Source organism: Achromobacter agilis, assembly GCF_900496965.1.
Taxonomy (GTDB): Bacteria; Pseudomonadota; Gammaproteobacteria; order Burkholderiales; family Burkholderiaceae_B; genus Achromobacter; species Achromobacter agilis.
Genome location: NZ_UFQB01000018.1, coordinates 1 through 21,325 on the forward strand (window position 1 = coordinate 1; position 21,325 = coordinate 21,325).

General features: G+C 64.3%; 17 protein-coding genes and 1 pseudogene. 4 read left to right on the forward strand and 14 right to left on the reverse strand.

What is annotated here, in order from left to right:
* Positions 1–95, reverse strand: a pseudogene (locus tag AGI3411_RS19740) (electron transfer flavoprotein subunit beta/FixA family protein); the annotation flags it as partial.
* A gap of 89 nt (positions 96–184) precedes the next feature.
* Complete coding sequence (locus tag AGI3411_RS19745) at positions 185–1,006, reverse strand: IclR family transcriptional regulator (protein ID WP_165359218.1); 822 nt, start codon at positions 1,004–1,006, stop codon at positions 185–187.
* Positions 1,007–1,129: 123 nt separating this feature from the next.
* Here AGI3411_RS19745 and AGI3411_RS19750 point away from each other — a divergent pair, with 123 nt between their 5' ends.
* Both AGI3411_RS19750 and AGI3411_RS19755 read left to right on the forward strand, forming a co-directional pair.
* On the forward strand, positions 1,130–2,311 hold the full coding sequence (locus AGI3411_RS19750; protein WP_244240396.1) for a thiolase family protein: 1,182 nt from the start codon (positions 1,130–1,132) through the stop codon (positions 2,309–2,311).
* Positions 2,312–2,325: 14 nt separating this feature from the next.
* Positions 2,326–2,718 (forward strand): Zn-ribbon domain-containing OB-fold protein, encoded by a 393-nt coding sequence (locus AGI3411_RS19755; protein WP_129529042.1) that lies wholly within the window; start codon positions 2,326–2,328, stop codon positions 2,716–2,718.
* 68 nt (positions 2,719–2,786) lie between these two features.
* On the opposite strand, the gene AGI3411_RS19760 is transcribed toward AGI3411_RS19755, so the two are convergent.
* From AGI3411_RS19760 to AGI3411_RS19785, 6 genes are read right to left on the reverse strand one after another with little or no spacing between them, the layout of a single operon-like run.
* Positions 2,787–3,977, reverse strand: coding sequence for an iron-containing alcohol dehydrogenase (locus tag AGI3411_RS19760; RefSeq protein WP_129529043.1), 1,191 nt, complete (start codon positions 3,975–3,977; stop codon positions 2,787–2,789).
* 16 nt (positions 3,978–3,993) lie between these two features.
* Positions 3,994–5,178 (reverse strand): acyl-CoA dehydrogenase family protein, encoded by a 1,185-nt coding sequence (locus AGI3411_RS19765; protein WP_129529044.1) that lies wholly within the window; start codon positions 5,176–5,178, stop codon positions 3,994–3,996.
* 24 nt (positions 5,179–5,202) lie between these two features.
* Positions 5,203–5,979 carry an enoyl-CoA hydratase/isomerase family protein gene (locus AGI3411_RS19770; protein WP_043544615.1) on the reverse strand — a complete coding sequence of 259 codons (777 nt, stop codon included), beginning with the start codon at positions 5,977–5,979 and terminating at the stop codon, positions 5,203–5,205.
* 42 nt (positions 5,980–6,021) lie between these two features.
* A complete protein-coding gene (locus AGI3411_RS19775) occupies positions 6,022–7,227 on the reverse strand; it encodes a CaiB/BaiF CoA transferase family protein (RefSeq protein ID WP_129529045.1) in 1,206 nt (401 codons plus the stop codon).
* Positions 7,224–8,462 carry a CaiB/BaiF CoA transferase family protein gene (locus AGI3411_RS19780; protein WP_129529046.1) on the reverse strand — a complete coding sequence of 413 codons (1,239 nt, stop codon included), beginning with the start codon at positions 8,460–8,462 and terminating at the stop codon, positions 7,224–7,226. The genes AGI3411_RS19775 and AGI3411_RS19780 overlap by 4 nt, the downstream gene beginning before the upstream one ends.
* A 48-nt stretch (positions 8,463–8,510) precedes the next feature.
* A complete protein-coding gene (locus AGI3411_RS19785; protein WP_129529047.1) occupies positions 8,511–9,488 on the reverse strand; it encodes a Bug family tripartite tricarboxylate transporter substrate binding protein in 978 nt (325 codons plus the stop codon).
* A gap of 290 nt (positions 9,489–9,778) precedes the next feature.
* Between AGI3411_RS19785 and AGI3411_RS19790 the strand changes: the two genes are divergently transcribed.
* Positions 9,779–10,798: a D-2-hydroxyacid dehydrogenase gene (locus AGI3411_RS19790; RefSeq protein ID WP_165359219.1), complete on the forward strand. Its 1,020-nt coding sequence runs from the start codon at positions 9,779–9,781 to the stop codon at positions 10,796–10,798.
* A gap of 87 nt (positions 10,799–10,885) precedes the next feature.
* Here the strand turns inward: AGI3411_RS19790 and AGI3411_RS19795 are convergent, their stop codons facing one another.
* From AGI3411_RS19795 to AGI3411_RS19805, 3 genes are all read right to left on the reverse strand, one after another.
* Positions 10,886–11,896, reverse strand: coding sequence for a Bug family tripartite tricarboxylate transporter substrate binding protein (locus AGI3411_RS19795; protein ID WP_129529049.1), 1,011 nt, complete (start codon positions 11,894–11,896; stop codon positions 10,886–10,888).
* Positions 11,897–11,976: 80 nt separating this feature from the next.
* Positions 11,977–13,164 (reverse strand): acyl-CoA dehydrogenase family protein, encoded by a 1,188-nt coding sequence (locus AGI3411_RS19800; protein WP_129529050.1) that lies wholly within the window; start codon positions 13,162–13,164, stop codon positions 11,977–11,979.
* Between the two features lie 33 nt (positions 13,165–13,197).
* Positions 13,198–14,547, reverse strand: coding sequence for an MmgE/PrpD family protein (locus AGI3411_RS19805; protein WP_129529051.1), 1,350 nt, complete (start codon positions 14,545–14,547; stop codon positions 13,198–13,200).
* A 214-nt stretch (positions 14,548–14,761) separates the two neighbouring features.
* Between AGI3411_RS19805 and AGI3411_RS19810 the strand changes: the two genes are divergently transcribed.
* The gene (locus AGI3411_RS19810; RefSeq protein ID WP_043544619.1) at positions 14,762–15,556 is read left to right on the forward strand and encodes an IclR family transcriptional regulator; all 795 of its coding nucleotides are present in this window, start codon (positions 14,762–14,764) and stop codon (positions 15,554–15,556) included.
* A 283-nt stretch (positions 15,557–15,839) separates the two neighbouring features.
* On the opposite strand, the gene AGI3411_RS19815 is transcribed toward AGI3411_RS19810, so the two are convergent.
* From AGI3411_RS19815 to AGI3411_RS19825, 3 genes are all read right to left on the reverse strand, one after another.
* Positions 15,840–16,592, reverse strand: coding sequence for a hypothetical protein (locus AGI3411_RS19815; RefSeq protein ID WP_129529052.1), 753 nt, complete (start codon positions 16,590–16,592; stop codon positions 15,840–15,842).
* 222 nt (positions 16,593–16,814) lie between these two features.
* Positions 16,815–20,036, reverse strand: a complete 3,222-nt coding sequence (locus tag AGI3411_RS19820; protein ID WP_244240397.1) for a hybrid sensor histidine kinase/response regulator — start codon at positions 20,034–20,036, stop codon at positions 16,815–16,817.
* A gap of 57 nt (positions 20,037–20,093) precedes the next feature.
* Positions 20,094–21,323: an EAL domain-containing response regulator gene (locus tag AGI3411_RS19825; protein WP_129529053.1), complete on the reverse strand. Its 1,230-nt coding sequence runs from the start codon at positions 21,321–21,323 to the stop codon at positions 20,094–20,096.
* Positions 21,324–21,325: the final 2 nt, after the last annotated feature.

The window sequence follows — 21,325 nt, forward strand, 5'->3', positions numbered from 1 at the left end:
TTCACATTGGCGATATCCACGCCAGTCTGATCAGACTTGACGCGCACCTTGACGTTGTAGTCAACGACGCGCTTGACCGGCACCAGCACTCTCATGCAATAGCTCCTTGCTCAAATGAACCCCAGGCCGCGATGCCGGCAGGGGGGTGATTCCTCGACGCCGATACCGGCCGCCAACTGCGGGCTTACGCCTCGCCTTCTTTCGATTCCGCCTGCAGCTCGGCCTGGATATCGCGCACCGTGTTGGTCAGTATCTCGATCTTCTCTCGGAGAAAACTGCCCGCCAGGCGTTTTCTCAAGGCCGAAATGCTCAATGCCCCAACGGGCAAGCCATGCCGGTCGAAGATCGGCATGGCCAGCGACAGGATTTCCTGCACTTCGAGCACTTCATTGATGAAGTAGCCCTTTTTGCGGGCATGCGCGATGTGCTCCCACATGGTGGCGACATCGAACCTTGGATAGTCGCGCTCCAGCCGCAGCTTGTTTGCCTGGTAGATGCGTTCGATCTCGTCATCCTCGAAGCAACTCAACAAGGCAACCGCGCCGCCGCCTACGTTCAAGGGCCGGTGCCGGCCGACGTCCGTAACGAAGGCCTTGACCGGGTACGCGCCTTCGGCGCGCGCCGCGCAGACGCCGTCGAAGCCTGACCGTATGGTCAGGAAGACCGTATCGCCCGTCGCTTCGGCCACCCGCTGCAGAAAGGGTAGGCAGACGTCCCGCAGGTCGAACTGCGGCGCCGCCGCCAAGCCCATTTCGTAGACCAGCGACCCCAGGAAGTACTTCTTGGTCCGGCTGTCCTGGCGGACCAGGCGTTCCGTGACCAGGGCCTGCAAGATCCTGTGCGCGGTCGGGCGCGAGAAATCGGCGGCCTTGTACAGATCCACCAGCCGCATTCCCGTGCGATTGTTCGTGGTGATCAGCGTCAGCAGCTTCGCGCAGCGATGGATCATCTGCGTGCCGGTGCGGCCTTCGTCGGTGGCCTCATTATCCTCGAACCTTGCGTGCATTGCATCCTCCTGAATCTCACTTTGTAGACTTTTGCTTGTGGTCAAAACCATGGATCCGCCTAGATAATGGTGAAACGATATCCAGTTTTGAAAAAATAGTCCACATTGAGGGAGATTGATCAGGTGACAACCGATACCTTGGACACCAGCACATCCGGCATTTCCGCCGTGGTGGGCATAGGCCACACCGATTGGGTGGAAGACCACAAGCGCGTGCGCAATGGCGAGAAGCCGCATGACTCCTATGGCTATGCCGCCCTGGCGTTCAAGCGGGCGCTGGATGACGCCGGCATTTCGCGCGACGAGGTCGATGGGCTGATCGTCGGCCCCACCACGGCGTATGAGCGCATGGGAGAGATCCTGAACATCGATCCCCGCTGGGGCGGGCAGGCGGATGCCGTCCAGGCCGTGTTCCAGGCGGTCATGGCGATCAAGTCGGGCATGGCCGAAGTCGTGGCCCTGGTATACGGCAACGACCAACGCTCGGCCGCGGTGCAGTACGGCGGGCCGGAAGCGATGGGCGGCGGGTCTTTCCTGTCGTACGTCTATCACAGCCCCTGGGGCCTGACGTCGCAGGGCGCGCTGTATGCGCTGATGTTCCAGCGCTACAAGCAATTGCACGGAATCGGCGACAGCGACCTCGGACAGGTCGCCGTGGGCCAGCGCCAGTGGGCCAGCCTGAACCCGAACGCGATCATGCGCAACAAGCCGCTCAGCCTGGACGACTATCTTGCCGCGCCGTACATCGCCGAGCCGCTGCGCATGAACGACTACTGCCTCATCAACGACGGCGGCGTAGCCCTCATCATCATGGAAGCCAGCCGTGCCCGCCGCCTCGCCAATAACAAGGCGGTGACCATCCACGGCCTGGGCCGCAGCGACCTCAACCATCACGCCACCAGCCTTGGGCCGCGCCTGATGGACTTTTACCTTCCCGCGCAACGCGGCGCGGCCGAGCAGGTATATGCGGCCGCCGGCATCGGCCCCAAGGACATCGATGCCCTGATGGTGTACGACAGCTTCAGCCCGCACATCTTCTTCGCGCTGGAGGGCTTTGGCTTCTGCAAGCCGGGTGAAGCCGCGAAGTTCATCGCCGACAACGGCATCGGCGTCGGCGGCAAGCTGCCCGTCAACACGCACGGCGGCCACATCTCGGAATCGTACATGCAGGGCTGGAACCACCAGATCGAGGCCGTGCGGCAGGCGCGCGGAAAAGAAGGGAAGCGGCAAGTGCCTGACTGCCGCTTCGTGCAGTATGTGTCGGACGTCGCTGGCAAGGCCATGTCCATTATTTATGGACAGTGAAGGAGGCTCGCACCATGAAAAAGAATCCCCGCTTGTACTCTCCCTACGATGCGCCGATGTGGGAAAGCATCGCCGAAGGCCAGATGAAGCTGCAGCGCTGCTCCGAGTCCGGCGTATTCCGCTACCCGCCGGGCCCGATGTGCCCCGTCAGCCTCAGCATGGAATATGAATGGACGCCCATTTCGGGCAACGCCAAGGTCATTGCCTGGACCGTGTTCCATCGCCAGTATCTACCAGCCTATCCGGCGCCTCACCTGGTGGTTGCCGTGCAGCTCGAGGAAGGCCCCATCATGGTTTCCTACATGGACCATGCGGACCTGGACAAGATCGAGCTCGATACGCCGGTCAAGATGGTCTATGCCGATCATCCCGACGGCTACCGCGTGCCGAAGTTCGCGCTGAATTGAAGGCCCCGATGCAAACCCGCCGTGCGCCTGAGGCGCGCGGCGGGTTTGTGTTTTTCAAGCCGGCCGGATCAGGTCGATTCCAGGAGAATGGCCCGCAGGCGGTCCCGGTGCCGACTCAACTCGCGCGAGCGATCGGCGTTGAAGTTGAACAAGGAGGATGCCAGGGCCTGTTCGAGATTCTGTTCCGACACGCCTTCCAGCCGGCCGGGCAGGCCCAGTCCCTGGGTCAGCGATTGCACGGCCGCTATCACGCATTCGGGCCTGGCCGCTTCGGCCGCCGGCAGGCCCAGCGCGCGGCCCATCTGTCCGACGGCATCCGGACAGAGATCGGCGAAATGCCGCAGCGCGGGGGCCGTCAGCACGACATGGGTGGCGCCCTGGTCCAGATGCGGAACGCAATTGAACAGGGCGGCGCCCAGGGCATAGACCGAGCGGGCGATCCAGTGAGCGTCGAAGGGACGGCCGCCGTCGTCCTCGTCCCGATTCTGCAGCAGGGCCGCGGCGCACATGTCCAGGCGCGCCTGGACATCGCCGCAATCCCGCATGCGAGGCAACGCCGCTTGCGCCAGCGTGTAGGCATGCAGCCGCGAAGCCTGGACCAGGGGGTTGGCCTGGCAGACCGCGCCGATGTTCATCAAGGCGCGCCAGAAAACGCCCAATCCGGTCGACAGTGCCAGGGAGGGCGGCGCGCTGGACAAGGCCTGCGCGTCCCAGAAAATGGCGGCGGGACGGGTCTTGGGATCGAAGAACTCCAGGCGCGGGCCGCCGTCGCTGCGCCGCAAGGCGGCGCCAGCCCGGTTCTGGGCCGAGGTCGCGGCGGTCAACACGTTGAAGATCGGCGGCTTGGGCCGCCGCAGCCGGGGGCTCACGGGCGCGCCCTGTTCGGGATATTGCGTCGCGAGCCGGGGCAGGTCCTCCGCCTCGCCCAGCGCCATCGCGATAACGCGGGTTCCCTTGAGAACGCTGCCCGCGCCGACGGCGATGAGCAGGTCGGCCCGGCATGCAGCGGCCTGCCGGACGGCCTCCTGCACATCTTCCAGCGGCGCGTCCTTGCCGAGCCGGGTGTAGGCCCCCGCGAAGCCGTCGCCGAGCAGGTCACGTATCCGGCCGAGCAGGGGCGTGCGCGTCGCCACGGCGTTTCCGCACACGACGAACGCGCGCCGCGCGCCCAGCCGGGCGGCCTCGCGCGGCAACAGGTCCAGCGCGGCGTCTCCCGCGTGGATCCGGACACCGGCCGAAATCGAGGAAAACGCCATCATGCCCAGCTCCTTTCCGTCAGGCCTCGGGAATGCCGCCGCGCAGCAGTTCGCGCGCCACGACCCAGCGGTGCACCTCGCTCGGACCTTCCACGATGCGCATGACGCGGCACATCCGCGAGATGTATTCCAGCGGCAATTCCTTCGATACGCCCATGCCGCCGAACAGCTGCATCGCCCGGTCGACCACGCGGGTAATCATCTCCGTGCCCTGTACCTTCACCATCGAGCCGTCCAGGCGGACGTCCTTGCCGGCGTCCATCTTCCAGGCCATCTGGTAGACCATCAGGCGAACCATTTCGATTTCCTGGTAGCTGTCCGAAATCCACCATTGCACGGCCTGCCGGTCGGCCAGCGGCGCGCCGAAAGTCTGGCGGGTGTTGGCCTGCTCGATCATCATGTTCAGGCAGCGGGTGGCCAGGCCAAGGCAGCGCGAGGCGATCTCCAGGCGGCGCACGCCCAGGCGCTTGGACAAGGGAGCGAAACCCGCGCCCACTTCGCCCAGCACCTGGCTGTCATCGAGCTCGACGTTGTCGAACACCACCTCGTAAGGGTGATATTCGCCGATCATCGGGAACGACGTCGGGATACTCATGCCGGGCGTGCCCTTGTCGACCAGGAATGCCGTGAATTTGGCGCGCTTGTCGGCCGCCGCGTCCGTCACGGCCATCACGATCATGAAATCGGCCCGGCGCGCGCCGCTGATCCACAACTTGGTGCCGTTGAGCACCCATTTGCCATTCTTGCGCTCGGCGCGCGTCTTGATGGCGGCGGCGTCGGAGCCCGCGCCGGGTTCCGACAGGGCCAGGCAGCTTTTCTTTTCACCGCGCGAATACGGAAGCAGGTAACGGTCCACCTGATCGCCCTTGCACAATTCCTTGAGCATGAACAGATTCGGGCTTTCCGGCGGCAGCACGAACGGCACGATGCTGTTCTTGAGCTGCTCGATCACCAGGCACTTGGTCAGCATGCCCAGGTCCTGGCCGCCGAATTCCTCCGGCACGTCGATGCCCCAAAGGCCGATGCTGCGCGCCTTTTCCTGCAGCGTGGCTTCCAGCTCGGGCGGAATGAGGGCGGTGTCGGCAAAGCCGCGCTCGGCTTCGCGGCGGATGATCAATGCTTCGTGGGGAACCAGTTCCTCCTGGACGAAGCGCGCTACGGTATCGCGCACCATGCGCGACGAATCGGGTAATTCAAAATCCAATTTCTTCTCCTGGTGTTCTTTGGTCTAGCGGCCTTGGTAGACGGGCGGACGCTTTTCCTGGAAGGCGCGCCGTCCTTCGATGCGGTCTTCCGTATCGCGCAGCAGGCCAAACACATAGCGTTCGTTGTCCAGAGCGGCCGGCAGGGGCATGTCGGCGCCGCTGGTAACCAGGCGCTTGATCGACCGCACCGACAAGGGCGCGTTCCGCGCAATGCGCAGCGCGATCTCGCGCGCCGTGGGCAGCAACTCCGCGCGGCTGACCACCTTGCTGACCAGGCCGGTGCGCAGGGCTTCGGCCGCATCCACGCGATCTCCGGTCAGCAGCATCAGCATCGCGTTGGATGCGCCGATCGCCCGCGGCAGGCGCTGCGTGCCGCCGGCACCCGGGATGCTGCCGATGCGGACTTCGGACAGCGCGAAAATCGCGTTGTCCGAGGCGACGCGGATATCGCAGGCGAGCGCAAGCTCCATGCCGCCGCCCATCGCATAACCGTTGATGGCGCAGATCAGGGGCTTATCGGTATCCAGGCCTTCCAGCAGATGGTCGGAGTACGCGCGGCCGAACGTCAGTTCGGCGAAGCTCTCCTTGGGAGGCATGGTCTTCTTCAGGTCGGAGCCGGTGCAAAAGGCCTTGTCCCCGGCGCCGGTCAGGATGGCGACTCGGATGTCGTCGTCCTCCTTGATGCGTTTCCAGGCCGCGTGCAGCTGGTTCCGCATTTCGGGGTCGATGCTGTTCATGGCCTCGGGGCGATTCAGGGTCAGCGTGGCGATATGGTCCTGGACGGCAATATCTAGTGCCATGGTCTATCCTCTTTGTGTATACGTTCAAATGGAGGCGCGGCCTCAGGCCAGCACGCCTTCCGCGCTCAATTTCTCGATCGCCGCATCGTCCAGCCCCAGCAGCTCCCGGCAGATTTCGGCTGTGTGCTGGCCCAGCAGCGGGGCGGGGGAAGACGGTTCGGAATACGCGTGCGAAAAGCGGTAGGGCGGCGAGTTATAGGTGCTGGGCCCCATTTCCGGATGGTTCAGCGTCACCCAGTGGCCGCGGGCGTCCAGTTGCGGGTCGTTCACCACGTCGCGGGCGTCGTAGACGGCCCCGGCCGGCACGCCGGCGTCCTGCAAGGCCTGCGTGAGGCCCGACATGTCTTGCGTTGCCGTGCGCTTCGCCACTTCGGCGTCGATGGCTTCGCGCTGCCGCAGTCTCCCCTGCATGGTGGCCCAATCGGTCTCTGCGGCAAGGCCCAGCACCGACGCCAGCCCTTGCCATTGGGCGTCGTCACAGACTTCGATGGCGATCCAGCGATCGTCTCCGGCGCAGGGATAGACGCCGCTGGGGGCATGGCCCGGCCTTGCATTGCCGTGGCGGGAGTCGATGGCGCCGTTGACCAGGTAGTTCATCAGGGAAGGCCCGATGAAGGCCAAGGTGGGCTCCATCTGCGCCAGGTCTATGAACTGGCCGCGTCCGGTCCGGCGCTGATGGCGCAGCGCCGCCAGGATGGCGAACGCCGTGTGGCCGGGATTGGGAATGTGGTCGGGATAGTTCGTGCCGGTTCCGGCAGGCTCGCGGTCGGGCAGGCCCGTCATGTGCTGTAACCCCGTCAGCGCGGCGATCGTCAGGCCGTAGCCCAGATCGGCCTTTTCGGGGCCCTCGGCCCCTTGCATGGACATCGAGGCATATACGATGCGTTCGGACAGGGACCGGACCACGTCGTAGCCCAATCCCAGCTTGTCCATCACCCCGGGAGTGAAATTGTTCGTCACCAGGTGGGCGTCGGCGATCAGGCGCCTGGCCATGTCCAGGCCGCGCGGATCCTTGACGTTCAATGTGATGCTGCGCTTGCTGGAATTGCGGTCCGCGAAATAGCCGCTACGGTTGACGCCGGGCTTGCCGTCCTTGAACGGCTTCGTCACCCGCAGCGTATCCAGGCGCTGGGAGGATTCGATCTTGATCACGTCCGCGCCCAGGTCGGCCAGGATCTTGGTCGTATACGACCCCGCGCCTATCCACGAAAAATCGATGACGCGCACACCTGCCAATAATGATCTCATTGCACTGCTCCCTGCTGCCGCAGCGCCTGCTGCTGGTCCTGGGTGTATCCGGCCCAAGCCAGGACCTCCTGGGTATGTTCGCCAAGCTGAGGCGCCCGCTTGCGCAGCGCCCACGGCGTTTCGGACAACTTGTAGGGCGCTCCGGGCATGCGCAGCGTGGCGCCATGGGCGTCCGCCACGTCGACGAAGTATCCGCGGTATTCGCGTTGCGGGCTCTGGCAGATATCACGGGTATCGGAGATGGGCGCCAGGGGGATGCGGCGCTCGCGGCCCTTGGCGTGGAGCTCGGATTTCGTCAGCGAGCGCGCGAAGGGCGTGAAGATCGCGCCAAAGCGCTGCTTGGCCTCGTCCGTGACGAGAAACGCCTGGTCCAGCCAGCAAGGCTCGCGGAATTGTTCCGCGCCGGCCACGCCCTCGGCGATCAGCCAGTCGGTCGTTACGGCCCAGAACTTATTGCTGCCCACTCCGCCGGCCATCAGGTAGATGTACCCATCGCGGCATTCGAAAACGCCGGTTCCCGCCAGGCGCTGCGTGCCCGCGTTGCGCTTGCGGATGGACCCTTCCAGGTCATAGAACTGGACCGCGTTCTCCATGCCCAGCACCACGCATTCCTGCATGGACACATCGACGTGCTGCCCCGTGTTGCTGATCTCGGCGTCATATACCGCGGCCATCGAGGCCACGCCGGCGAAGACGTTGGCCGCGCCCACGGCCTGTTCGCCGCAAGCCACCATTGGCGCCGTGTCGGGATAGCCTGCCAGGTACATCATGCCGCCCATGCCCATGGCCGTGAGGTCGGTCGCCAGCCAGTGCGAGAACGGCCCTGACTGGCCGAACGCCGTAATGCTGGTCAGCGTCAGCGATGCATTGAGCTTGCTCAGCTCGGCAAAGCCCAGGCCGCGCCGGGCCATCACGCCAGGCTGTTCGCTTTCGATGACCAGGGAAGCCTGGCTGGCCAGCTTGCGGAATACTGCCTGGCCGGCTTCGGTATCCAGGTCCAGGGCGATGCTTTCCTTGTTCGTATTCTGGTACTGGAAGGTCAAGCTGGAGTCCGGGTCGTTCCGGCCGGCGATCCGAGGCTCGATGTGCCGGGTAGGCGCGCCTTCAGGGGGTTCGACCAGGATGACCCGGGCCCCCAGGTCAGCAAACAGCTTGCCGCAGTAATTCCCCAGGGGGCCCGCGACGTCAAGTACGGTGATGCCCGCCAGCGCGGCGGCATTTGGCGTCGATGTCATGTGATGTGTCCAGCTATGCGGAGGTCTTGCTTAAAGGCGTGGAAAAAATCATTGAACGTGGTAGATGCCGGCCTTCTTGGCGACGTCTGCCCATTTCTTGAGGTTGGCCTGGATGTTCTTGCGCTGTTCTTCAGGCGAGCTCGCGACGACGTCGTAGCCCAGCTCTTCGAGTTGCGTCTGGCGCTTCTTCAGGGACCTGACGATGGCCGCGCTGAGCGTTTCGACGATCTTCGGATCGGCGTTGGCGGGCATGTTGAAGCCGTACCAGGTATCGGAGTCGTAGCCCTTGAGGCCGATTTCGTCCAGGGTGGGGATGTTGGGGAACTGCTTGTTGCGCTGCGGGCTGCCGATGGCCAGGATGCGGATTTTCCCGGCGTCAACGAGTTGCTTGGCCGAGGCCGACTGGACGAACATCATGCTGATCTGGCCGCCCAGCAGGTCCGTCATGGCGGGTTCGCCGCCACGGTAGGGCACATGGAGAATGTTCACGCCGGCCATGCTTTTCAGCAGTTCGCCCGCCATGTGCTGGGAGCTGCCCAGGCCGGCCGATCCATAGCTCAGGCCTTCTGGGTTCGCCTTGGCGTGGGCGATCAGTTCCTGGGCCGTCTTGAAGGGGGAGTCCGAGCGCACGACCAGCACGATAGGCGCATTGACGGCGATCGACAGCGGCGTGAAGTCCTTGAGCGAGTCGTAGTTCAGCTTTTTGTAGATGGCGGGATTGACGGCCATGATGCCGTCGGTCGTGAAGCCGAACGTATAGCCGTCGGCAGGCTGGCGGCGCAGGAAGTCGGCGGCGATCGTTCCGCCCGCTCCGGGCCGGTTCTCGATGATCACCGGCTTCTTGAATTCCTCGCCCAGGTCCTTGCCCACCATGCGCGCGAGAGAGTCCGTGCTGGCGCCGGCGACGTACGGCACGATCAGTTTGATCGGTTCGGCGGGATAGGCGTCGGCCGCGGCCGCCTGGGCGGCGGATGCCAGGCAAACCGTTCCGAACAAAAGTTTCATCCAGTGCTTGATGGAAAACATCAATGTCTCCTGTTTTTTGTTGAATTCACAAATGGACTGCTTATGACGATTGCACGCTCAGGCGCGAGCCGCGAAGCGTATAGATGTTAGGTAGACATCAACACACAAGCAATGTCTAAAAGACCACGATATGAACTAATAGACAAACGTTTTAGAAGAAGCTCAGGAGGGGTGTGATCATTTAATCTCACATAGCAGACTAAATTGGCGGGCGGCGTATGGACGTCGGGTGGGGTCCTCGCTCAGAATCGATGGCTTCCCACAACAGAACTTCCATCACGGAAACAGACATGTCCAAGCCCGTTCTCCCCTCGAAAGCCCGTGTGCTGGTTTCCGCGCACATCAAACGACAGGGAGGGGAGGCGATTGCCGGGCTGGCCGCCTCCAACGGCAGCGAGGTAACGCTCGTCGCGGCCGCGCCCGGCCTCGGTGCCCAAGAGCTGGACGGCATCGACGCGGCCTTTTTCAGCCGGGATATCCACGCCATGCCCGGACGTCCTCCCTCCAATGAAGAAACCCGCTCTTTCTTCCGCCTGCTGGATGCGTGCCCGAACCTGAAGTGGCTGCACATTTTTTCCGCGGGCTCGGACGGAAATGCATACCGGAAACTCCAGGCCCGGGGCGTGGCGGTATCCACCAGTCCGGCCGCGAGCGGCAAGGCGGTGGCCACCAGCGCCCTGGCAGGCATCCTGGCGCTGAACAAACGGCTGCCTTGGCACTATGCCAATCAACAGGCGCGGGCGTGGCGGGCCATGCCGGACGAGCTCAGTCCTCTGCCGCTGGACCGCCAGACCGCGGTGCTCGTCGGCACGGGGCACGTCGGCACGGTGCTGGCCACGTGCCTGCAGGCGCTGGGCATGCGCACGATCGGCGTCAACCGCAGCGGCAAGGCGGTCGAGGGTTTCGACGAAACTATGCCGCTGGGACAGCTGGACGGCCTCATCGGCCTGGCGGACTGGCTGGTCATCTGCTGCCCGTTGACGGATGAAACGCGCAACCTCGTCGATGCCGGCAGGCTGGCTGGGCTGAGGCGCGAGGCGCTCCTCGTCAACGTGGGACGAGGCGGCATTGTGGACGAATCCGCGCTGATCGCAGCGCTGCGCGCGAAGCGCATCGCGGGCGCCTATCTCGACGTCTTCGAGAACGAGCCGTTGCCGGCCGAATCCGAAATCTGGACGCTGGACAACGTCATCGCCACGCCGCATTCCGCCGCCCGGATTTCGGATTTCAACGACCGGGTATTTGCTTGCTTTCTCGACAACCTGAAGCGCTGGCTGGCCGGCCGGCCGCTGGCGAACATCGCGGGGTGAGCCGGGGCCGCCGCAACGCGGCTGCCCGGCCGCCCTTGGCGGCCAGGAACGCAGGAGTGCGAAAAGCACGGCCGTCCCGGCGCCGGTTCAATGGTCCAGCGAGATGTTCTTGAGCTTGATCACTTCGGCCCACATCTTCCGGTCGGCCTGGATCAGCGACGCATAATCCTGCGGACTGCTCTTCTGGGGAAGCACGAATCCCAGATCGCCGAATTTCTGGCGGAACGCCGGATCGGCCAAGGCCTTGTTCATCGCGCCCGACAAGGTGGAGATGCGGTCGGCCGGCGTTGCGGCGGGCGCCATGAATCCATAGCGGACCGTCACGACGAAGTTCGGATAGCCGAGTTCCGCGAAGGTCGGAACATCCGGCAGCAAGGCCAGCCTTTCCTTGGACGCAACGGCCAGGGCGCGCACATTGCCAGCCTTGATCTGCGGCAGCGCCGATCCGACCACGCCGAACAGCGCCTGCACCTCCTTGGACGCCAGCGCCTGCATGGCGGGCGCCCCGCCCTTGTAGGGCACGTGGGTCATCTGCACGCCGGCCATCTGGTTGAACAGCTCGCCCGAGAGGTGGAACGTGCCGCCGGTGCCCGTGGACGAGAAGTTCAACTTCCCCGGATGCGCGCGCGCATACTCCACGAACTCCTTGAGATTCTTCACGGGCAGCGATGCGTTGATCAGCATCACCAGCGGCAAGTCGCTCACCAGCCCGATGGGAGTCAGGTCCTTGTCCGGGTCGTAGGACAGTTTCTTGTACAGCAAGGGATTCAGGACCGCCGTGGAGTCCGATGCCAGCATGAACGAATATCCGTCGGGTTTGGACCGTGAGACATGGAGCGCGGCAATAATGCCGTTCCCTCCGGTCCTGTTTTCCACCACGACGGTCGAATCCAGTTCGCGCGCCATGCGTTCGCCCATGGCGCGCGAGATCAGGTCCGTCGTTGCACCCGGTTCGTAGGGTACGGTCAACGTTATGGGACGGCTGGGGAAGGTATCGGCGACTGCCGTTGCCGCGTACCCATATCCGAGCATCACCCTGGCGGCCAGACCCGCCAGCCGCCGAATCCCCCTGGATTGCCAGGACCACTTCTTATGCATTGTTGTCTCCTTCAAAGCGTGGCCGCCGCATGCCTTCGCCGCGGAAGACCACAAAAAAGCCACCGGGCGAGGGGCCCGTTTTATTGTTGTGGAAGGCCGTTGCGCAGCAGGTCCCGCGCAATCACCCAGCGATGCACTTCGCTAGGCCCCTCGACGATGCGCAACACCCGGCACATGCGGGCGATGTATTCCAGCGGCAGTTCCTTGGACAGGCCCATGCCGCCGAAAAGCTGGATGGCCCGGTCGGCCACGCGCTGGATCAGCTCGGTGGCCTGCACCTTGACCATGGAGCCGTCGCGCCGGAAGTCGGCCACGCCCTGGTCGATCTTCCACGCCAGGCGATGGATCAGCAGGCGCACCATTTCGATTTCCTGGTAGCTATCGGAAATCCACCATTGGACCGCCTGCTTGTCGGCCAGGGGAGAGCCGAAGGTCTGGCGGGTATTGGCCTGTTCGATCATCATTTCCAGGCAGCGGCTGGCCAGGCCCACGCAACGCGAGGCGATGTCCAGGCGGCGGATGCCCAGCCGGTTGGTGAGCGGCACGAAGATGTTGCCGACCTCGCCCAGTACCTGGCTGTCCTCCAGCTCCACCTCATCGAAGAAGACCTGATAGGGATGGAATTCGCCGATCATGGGATAGGAGACCGGGATGGTGACGCCGGGAGTCCCCTTGTCGACCAGGAATGCCGTCATGCCGCCGCGGGACCCGAGCTTCGGGTCGGTTACGGCCACGACGATCATGAAGTCGGCGCGGCGGGCGTGGCTGATCCACATCTTGGCGCCATTGAGCACCCATTTCCCGTTCTTCCTTTCCGCCCGCATTTTGATATTGGCCGCATCGGAGCCGGCGCCGGCCTCCGACAGCGCGATACAACTCTTTTTCTCGCCGTTGGCGTAGGGCAGCAGGTACTTGTCGATCTGCGGCCCCTTGCACAGCGCCTTCAATAGATGGAGATTGGGGCTGTCCGGGGGAGGGACGAAAGGCACGATCGAATGCTTGAGCTGTTCGATCACCACGCATTTGGCCAGCATGCCGAATTCCTGGCCGCCAAACTCCTCCGGCACGTCGATGCCCCACAGGCCCACCTCGCGCGCCTTCTGCTGCAGCGTCGCTTCCAGCTCGGGGGGAATCAGCGGGTCATCTCCCATGCCCCGCTCGGCCTCGCGCCGGATGATGAGGGGCTCATGCGGGATCAGTTCGCGCTGCGTAAAGTTGCGCACCGTGTCTTGAATCATCCGGGTGGTGTCGGGCAACGTGAAATCCATGTCTACTCCTTGCTTCATGCCTTGAGGCTCGATTTATTTTTCGTGGCGCGCGATCGAGAGGAAATCCTCGACCCGTGCCGCCGGGTCCGACGCGATCGCCAACTGGGCGCCGGCATCCGCCTGGAATCCAACCCAGCCATAGCAGTCCATGGCTTTGGCCATCAGCGCTTCGTCCGTCAATGGCAGGGCCGCGGATCCACGCAATGCATCGACCTTGCGTTCGATGCGCTGGCCGTCCCGGGTGTAGAGGCGCACCAGCGCCCAGCGGGGCAGGATCGAGTCGCCTGGCGTGCTGCGTCCTAGCACGAAGGGAAGAAATGCCTGGATGGCGGGGCGCTGCACCGCTTCGTCCGTGAAGGTGGCCAAGCCGATGTGGCCGTCCAGTAGCGCCGCGGCGACCGCATATTCCAGGCTGAACTTTCCCTGCAAGCCTGTCGTTGGCCGGTGATGAATGAGCGGCACCAGCGCGCCGGGGCTGGTTTCGATTTCCACGCGCTCCACGTCGGCGAGCGCGATGCCGTGTTCCGCATGCAGGTCCAGCAAACCGTCCAGCGTCCGGTGGGTCGCGTAGCACAAGGGGTACTTCTTGACCTCCAGTCCGCTCGTGGCCAGCTCCAGCGGAACCGCGCCCAGCGTCGCCAGCGCCGCCGAGAGATCCTGGCCTTGCCCATAGAGCGCGGCATAGCCTTGCTGGGCATCCATGGCATCGGGCGACGAGGTGAATCCCGCCTGCGCCAGCCGGGCGGCGCGTATCGCCGCCGCGTTGGCGTGGCCGGCCTGGAAGGATTTCGCGTCCGAGCCGAAGTTCGCGCGCGTGCCCGCCGCCTGGGCGACCGCGATGCCGATGGCGTGCGCGGTCTGTTCCGCGTCCAGCGCTAGCAGATGGGTGCACGCGGCCGCCGCGCCGATAATGCCGATGCTGGCGGTGACGTGCCAGCCTTTTGCGTAGGCGTCGACGGCGGCGGCCTTGGCCAGCTTGCACATCACCTCGAAGCCCACCACATAGGCGGATTGCAGCCGCCCCATGGCGATGCCGTCGGCCTGCGCCAAGGCGGTCAGCGCCGGCCACAGGACCACGCTGGGATGGCCTCGCAAAGGCGAAGTCACATCGTCGTAATCGAGCACATGGGCGGCGACGCCGTTGTAGAACGCCGCCGCTTCCGGCGCGGCGCGTCCGGCGCACCCCCACAACGACGCGCCGCTGCCGGCGCCCAGCGTCGCGAGATAGGCCAGGGCGCGCGCAGAGGCGGGTTCGTTCTTGCCGGCAACGCCCACCGCATAGGTATCCAAGAGGGAGCGCGCGCAATCATGGCGCAGCGCCGGGGTCAGGGCTTCGGCATCAAATGCCGCGGCGAATGCCCCAATCTGTTCAGAAGGCGTCATGCAGATCTTTCCTGGTGTCCAGGCCTCCGGCCGGTATCGGGCCGAGGCATCTTCGTCATTCGCTCCGCGTACAGGCCCCACGAAGAAAGGCGCGGCGGCATATATCGCAGTAGTCCATAATTTGGACTACTTTGGGCTGGCTAAGCATTTACTCTACCCAATACGAGCGGATAGGTCGCATAATTGCTCGGCCATAAGGTCCATATAGTGAAAAATGTCGAACCATACCGAGCGCGGTGCCAATAGTGGCACCCAGGTCCTGCAGCGGGCAGCCGCGCTGTTGCGCCTGATCACTGCGAACAACCGCCTGGGAATGCGCTTGACGGACCTGCACGCTTCGAGCGCCATAGAAAAGCCCACGGCCCACCGCATCCTGCAGGGGCTCATCGCCGAACAGATGGTCCGGCAGGACAATGCGAACAAGCGCTATTACCTGGGGCCGGCCATGTATGAAATGGGGCTGGTCGCGGCCCCCAGGGTTGCGTTGCGCGACATCTGCCTGCCTCATCTCCAGGCGATTGCGGAGCAGACCGGCGACACGGTATTCCTGACGATACGCTCGGGGTTCGATGGCTTATGCATCGATCGGGCTGAAGGCGGCTTTCCGATCAAGGCGTTCGTCCTGGACATAGGCCGGCGGAGGCCGTTGAACGTGGGCGGGGGCAGCCTGGCAATACTGTCGACGCTGCCCGAGGCCGAAATCCAGCGCATATGCAGCGCCAACGCCGATCGCGTCAAAGCGAACTTCCCCCGCTACAACACGGCGGACCTGCTGCGCGACATTGCGGCGTCGCGCGCGCGAGGCTACGCCCTCAAGGATGTGCTGGAGATACCCGAGGTGCGTTCCGTCGCCGTGCCGATATGCAGGCAAGACGGGGAGGCCATCGCCGCCATCAGCGTAGCCACCCTCAAGGCGCGCCTGGACGATGCGCGCGCGGCCACCGTGGCGGGCTGCATCGCGCAGGCCGTCGCGCAAATAGAAAAGCGGCTGGGCGACGGGCACCCATGAACAGCATAAGAAACGGCGCAGTCGCTTGCGTCGAAGCCGCATGGCTTACGCCGCAAATGGTCTAGCCCTGGAAATCAACTGGCTGCGTGGCAATGGCAACTGCGATGCGTCGTTCGTATGGGAACCGGCAGGCTGGAGCTCAAGCTGGGCGCGGAGGGCCTGGCGGCAAGGCAGTGCAGGTGTCGGACCAAATTTTGGCCAGGCGGGCAATGATAGCCAGAGCGGCTACGGTGGCATGTTGAACGTGCGCTACAGCCGGTGGCGGCGGCTTGCGGCGACCCCGCTAGGGATAGCGGGCGCCGACCCGGAACGTGCGCCAGTTGTCTCCGCCGAGGGCGAGCAAGGCCTTCAGGCTGCTTGCGCCCATCGGCGGCGACAGCACGCTGCCCAGGATGCGCAGGTCTGGAAATACGCGCATCCAGTGCAGATCGTGCGCATGGTTCACGTCTGAAACCAGCAGGGGAAGCTTGGCGACTTCGGCTTGTTGCACCAGCTCGATGAACCGGCTGCGCAAGGACGAGAATTCGGAAAAGTCGGGAGGCGCCTTGATGTGCAGGCCGGTGACCTGCAAGGCGCCGTGCGCGCTTGGCCCGCCCCGGGCCACGGTGGGAGTGAGCCTGATGCGCAAGCCGACTTTGAATTCAGCGTAGCGGGAGAACAGGTGCGACCGCGCATGCAGATGGGAAACCGGCGGTGCATGGAAGGTGACGAGCCTTGCGGGGTATGCGGCATCGACGCCGAAGCGCTCTTCCTGTGCCGGGTTGGGGTTGGCGAGCAGTTCGGTTCCGTCCAGGACCAGGCCGCTTGACGCACATAGCTCCGCCGCGGACCAGCCTATGCTGGAGAGGTCGCCGCCGCAGTCCAGTGTAAAGGGTATGTGCTCGTGGAAAGAGCGAAAGAACGCAAAGGCTTCACGGGCGAGATGCGCAGGCCGGCCGGGTATGTGACGCCGCCACGTATGGCGAGGGCCGGCGACAGCGTACTCGAGCACCAGGCCGTCGGCGGAGAATATCGGTTGGAAGCTCAGCCCTTCCATGGCAGGGCGTGCCGGGGACTCCGCCGTGGCGGCATTGTGGTGCACTAGGGATTCCATTGATCGCATCTGCCAGCAACCGATCGGTTATGGATGATGCCGCGACCGCGGCATGCATGCGAGACAGGAGGCTGAGCACGTGGGAAATGAAAATTCTAGTAACCGTGGGCTTGCCCTTCTATGGGAATATTCTCAATCTGGGGCCAGGCATAACGGGGCGCGGAATCACACCGCCGCCAGCATGGCTTTCATGTCCGCGATCAGCGCTGCCAGGCTCTGTTGGGCCGCGGCGCTGAGGCCGTCATTGCGCAACTGGTTCTCCACGCGCTCGGACTGGTTCTGCAGATCGGTGAGCTCTACCGCTGCCAGGCCGCCGCGCATGCGGTGCAGCACGGCGCGCAGGTCGCGTTCGCTTGCTTCGCCGGCCGCCTTCTCCAGCTTGTCCAGGTCCTGGTTCATGGTTTCCAGGAAAATCGCGCGATACCTGGCGGGGATGGAGGGCACCTTGCCGGGGGCGGCAGGAGACGTCCTGGCCGCGTCTGCCGCCTGCAGAGAGGCGGCGGGCTGGGCCTGTGCATCGGCGTGGGGGCGCAGGCGGCGCAACAGCGAGCGTAGTTCTATCGGCTTGACCAACCAGCTGTTCATGCCGGCGGCCATGCAGCGCGTTTCCTCTTCCTTCATGGCGTTGGCGGTCACGCCGATGATGGGCACTGTGACGCCTCGCGAGCGCAGCGCGCCAGCGAGGTCGTAGCCGTTCATGCGCGGCATGTTCACGTCGGTCAGCACCAGATCGAAGGGCTCGATGCTCCACATGGCGAGCGCCTCGGCGCCGTCCGGAGCGATCACCACCCGGCAGCCCAGCTGTTCGAGCTGATCGCGGATGGTGACCTGGTTTATGGGGTTGTCCTCGGCCACCAGTACGCGCAGGTTCAGGGGCGTGTAGGCCGCCTGGCCGGAATCCTGCGGCTCTTCGGCGGCGCCGGACATCAGGCGCTCGATGGCCTGGCCGATGCTCAGCATCGAATGCCGGTCCGCCTGCGGGCGATGCTTGCCCAGCGTATCCGCGCCGCCCGCGACGATGAGCGGGCCGGCCCACTCCGCGGGCCTCGCGCGGCTGGTCAGCAGCACGTCGACAAGCACGCCGTCCAGGCCGCCGTCAGGGTAGGCATCGGCCGGCAGGATCGCCGTGTGGGCTCCCCAGCTCGCCAGCCATTGGCAGATGTTCTCGCTCAATTCCTTGCGCGGGCTGCGCACGTGCACGTTGAGGCCTTGCAGTTGGGGCGGGTCGGAGGCGGGCGGCTCCGCTTTTTCCAGGTCGATTTCTACCGAAAAGCTGCTTCCCAGTCCCGGCTCGCTAGTGACATCGATCGTGCTGCCCATGAGTTCCGCCAGTTTGGCGCAGATGGACAGGCCGATGCCGGCTCCCCGGATGGTGTGAGAGCCGCTGTCGATCTGGTAGAAGGGCTCGAACAGGCGGACCTGCTCCGCAGGGCCGATGCCCACGCCGCTATCGACCACTTGCAGGCCGAGCCGGGCCTTGCCGCCGGGAAGCTCCTCGGCCCGCAGCCTGGCGATGACGTGGCCGGATTCCGTGAACTTGATGGCATTGCTCAGGAGGTTGCTGAGGATCTGGCGTATTCGGCCGCCGTCGCCTCTCACGCATTCGGGCACCGCCGTGTCGACACAGCTGTAGATGATCAGGTCTTTCTGTTCGGCCATGCTGGCATAGGACGCCACCGTGCCCTGGAAGAGTTCGCGCGGGTCGAAGGTGTCGATTTCCAGGGCCAGCTGGCCGGACTCGATCTTGGTGATGTCGAGGATGTCGCTGATCAGTTGCTGGAGGATCACCGAGGAAGTCTGTATGCGGTCGACGTGACGTCGCTGCTCTTCGCTCAGAGGTGTCATGGCCAGCACCTCCAGCGTGCCGAGCACGCCATACAACGGGGTGCGGATCTCGTGGCTCATAGTGGCCAGGAAAGTGGATTTCGCCTCGCTGGCCTTGTCGGCCTGCTCCTTGGCCAGTGCCAGCGTGCGCTCCATTTCGGCGCGCGCGCTGATATCGGCGAAGGCGCACAGCACCACGTCCTGCTTTTTGTAGCGGGTAGGTGCGAAGGTGACGAACAGCGGCCGGCCGTCGTAGGCGAGAAAGGTCTCGATGGTGCCGGCCGCGCCGGATCCCAGCGCCTGGCGCAGCAACTGGTTGGCGTCGGGCGAGTTGTGCAGCTCGCCGCCCGGCTCGATGCCCAGCCATTGGGAGGCTAGCGCGTTGCTGAACACTACTTTTCCGTCGGGACGGGACAGCACGCAGAGCGCCACGGGGGCGGTGCCCAGCACCGCGCGGTTGAATTCCTCGTTTTCGACGATCTCGCGATGCGCTGCCTCGGCTGGCTGGATCACCCGCCGGTTGTACCAGCGCAGGTAGGCTGCGCCCAGGCCCAGGCCCAGGATGAGCAGCAGCAGAGCGCCGACGGGCAGCCACATGTTGGCGCCGAAGAAACTGCCATACGTCAGCTTGTAGTAGCCTGTCCAGGTTCCGGTCCCATCGGTGATCTTGAGGACGAGGCCATCGGAGAAGTAGTGCAGGCGGTCGCCCTCGGACTGGGGCGGCGGGGTCGTGCCGATCAGCAAACCGCTGCCTTGCCGGGTCAGCCAGAACTCGTCGTACAGGGGCTCGTTCAGGACTCTTTCGGAAATGTTGATGCGCTCCCTGTTGAGCAGGGTCGCGGCATAGACGTTGCGCCGGGTTTCCGGCGCCTCGTTCGCCAGGCCCATGGGCAGGCTGCTGGGCATCATGCCTATCATGGCGTTGGGCAGCTCCGGGTCCTGGATCCATTCGATCCGGCCCGGCGTATCGAGCCGCGATTCGTCCGGGTTCGCGCCGTCCGCCTTGGCCATGACCGCGTCTACCACGGTCATGAAGGCGCGGCGCGTGAGAGGCTCGTAGCCCGAATCCGTGGCCACTGCGGGGACGCTGAGGCTCACCCCCTGGCTGGGCGAGATGACGAACACCGGCGCCGCGGGGAAATACGATGCGGCCCAGTGGCTGGAGTAGAAGTCGGACAGGTAGGGGCCGATGCCTTGGAAAACGCCCTTGCTGACAGGACAGGCGTCCGGCCGTTGGCACAGCAGGGAGAACGGCATGGACGCCAGCGCGTGCTGGCCTTCGAAGAAGCGCCACGCTGGAGGATCGAAGCCGGCGGCTTCGCTGACGCCGGTGGAAGACACCAGATCATGGGAGTCGGGCCGCCTCGTCTGCGTATGCAGGACGCGCAGCATGCGCTCCTGCGCGTTGATGTAGCCGACGAGAATCGAGAAGTCGATGCGGAATTTATCTTCTTCTTCCTGCAGGATGCGCTGGCCGCCCCAGTAAAGGGCGCCGGCCAGCACTATCACGAGCGGCAGGATGCCGAACAGCGCGGTATTCAAGCGGCGGGAAGCGCGCGTCACTTTTCTTAGCGGCGTATCCAGTTTCATAGACGATGTGGGCAGATCTCGCGCCAGGGTTTAGTGGGGCGGCGTGCAAGTGGAAAAGCAGGGGTTGGGCTTGTTGGCCAGCAAGCGGCTGAATGCCGACACATCGACGGCGGCGGAAATCAGGTAGCCCTGCGCATAATCGCAGCCGACCTGGCGCACGAATTGCAGGTCCTGCATGGTTTCCACGCCCTCCGCCGTCACTTGCAGGCCCAACTGCCTGCCCAGTTGCACGGAGGATACCAGCGCAGCCGCCCTGACTTCATCCTTCGCCGCGCCGCAGACGAATGCACGATCTATTTTCAGTTCCGTGAAGGGGGTTGAGATAAGGCTGTACATCGTACTGTAGCCTTTGCCGAAATCGTCTTGCGACAGCCCGAATCCCTTCAGCCGCAAGCGGCTGGTGCCCATATAGTATTGCCCGGCGTCGACCGTCATATCGTCTTCGAGAAGCTCAAACGTCACGTCTTCGGCCGGAAGTCCGGAGTTGGTGACCATATAGTAGAGTTCGTCCGGCAATTGCGGCCTGTCGAGCAGAGAGGTGGGAAGGTTGATGGAAATGGGGATGCGATACCCCTGGCCGCGCCAGATGCGATAGGCCTTGAGTCCGTCTTCCAGCATGCGGATCAGCAGGTCGTGGTCCAGGCCGTAGTCCCGCAGGGTTTTCAGGAACGATGAGGGCATCATCAGCCCCAGCTCCTGGTGCTGCCAGCGCATCAGCGCTTCGGCGCCCACGATCTGTCCCGACGACAATGATTTCTTGGGTTGGAACCACGCCCGGATGCTGCCGTCGCGCAGCGCGCTTTTCACGCTGTTCCTGTCGAGCAGGCTGCTGGCACAGTCCGTGCGGGGAACGCTGAAGCGGGCGCCGGCGGGAGTCTTGCGCAGCAGGCCGACGGCAAGGCTGTCGATCTGCTCGTGCGAAACGGGCTTGACGAAGGCGCCCAGCACGGCAAGGCCTCTTTCCTTCGCCATCAGGCTGATGCTGTTGGCCATGCGTCGGGAGCAGCCGGTCACGATGGCGAGCATGGGGGTCAAGTCCTGGCGGGCGAGCTCGTGGATGAACTGGGCGCCGTCCATGACGGGCATGTTCACGTCCATGACGACGAGGTTGTAGCCATCGTCCCGGATGCTCCGCAGGGCATCGCCCGCGCTTTGCAGGGTGTCCACGTGGCTGAATCCCGCCTCTTCCAGCATGTCCTTCAGGTGTGCGCATTGAAAAGCATGGTCATCCAGAACGAGCACTTTGTAGGCAGACAACATAT

Coding starts and splice junctions, on each gene's coding strand:
- AGI3411_RS19745 (WP_165359218.1), bottom strand. CDS start 1,006: ATGCACGCAAGGTTCGAGGATAATGAGGCCACCGACGAAGGCCGCACC.
- AGI3411_RS19755 (WP_129529042.1), top strand. CDS start 2,326: ATGAAAAAGAATCCCCGCTTGTACTCTCCCTACGATGCGCCGATGTGG.
- AGI3411_RS19760 (WP_129529043.1), bottom strand. CDS start 3,977: ATGATGGCGTTTTCCTCGATTTCGGCCGGTGTCCGGATCCACGCGGGA.
- AGI3411_RS19770 (WP_043544615.1), bottom strand. CDS start 5,979: ATGGCACTAGATATTGCCGTCCAGGACCATATCGCCACGCTGACCCTG.
- AGI3411_RS19775 (WP_129529045.1), bottom strand. CDS start 7,227: ATGAGATCATTATTGGCAGGTGTGCGCGTCATCGATTTTTCGTGGATA.
- AGI3411_RS19780 (WP_129529046.1), bottom strand. CDS start 8,462: ATGACATCGACGCCAAATGCCGCCGCGCTGGCGGGCATCACCGTACTT.
- AGI3411_RS19785 (WP_129529047.1), bottom strand. CDS start 9,488: ATGTTTTCCATCAAGCACTGGATGAAACTTTTGTTCGGAACGGTTTGC.
- AGI3411_RS19790 (WP_165359219.1), top strand. CDS start 9,779: ATGTCCAAGCCCGTTCTCCCCTCGAAAGCCCGTGTGCTGGTTTCCGCG.
- AGI3411_RS19795 (WP_129529049.1), bottom strand. CDS start 11,896: ATGCATAAGAAGTGGTCCTGGCAATCCAGGGGGATTCGGCGGCTGGCG.
- AGI3411_RS19800 (WP_129529050.1), bottom strand. CDS start 13,164: ATGGATTTCACGTTGCCCGACACCACCCGGATGATTCAAGACACGGTG.
- AGI3411_RS19805 (WP_129529051.1), bottom strand. CDS start 14,547: ATGACGCCTTCTGAACAGATTGGGGCATTCGCCGCGGCATTTGATGCC.
- AGI3411_RS19810 (WP_043544619.1), top strand. CDS start 14,762: ATGTCGAACCATACCGAGCGCGGTGCCAATAGTGGCACCCAGGTCCTG.
- AGI3411_RS19815 (WP_129529052.1), bottom strand. CDS start 16,592: ATGGAAGGGCTGAGCTTCCAACCGATATTCTCCGCCGACGGCCTGGTG.
- AGI3411_RS19825 (WP_129529053.1), bottom strand. CDS start 21,323: ATGTTGTCTGCCTACAAAGTGCTCGTTCTGGATGACCATGCTTTTCAA.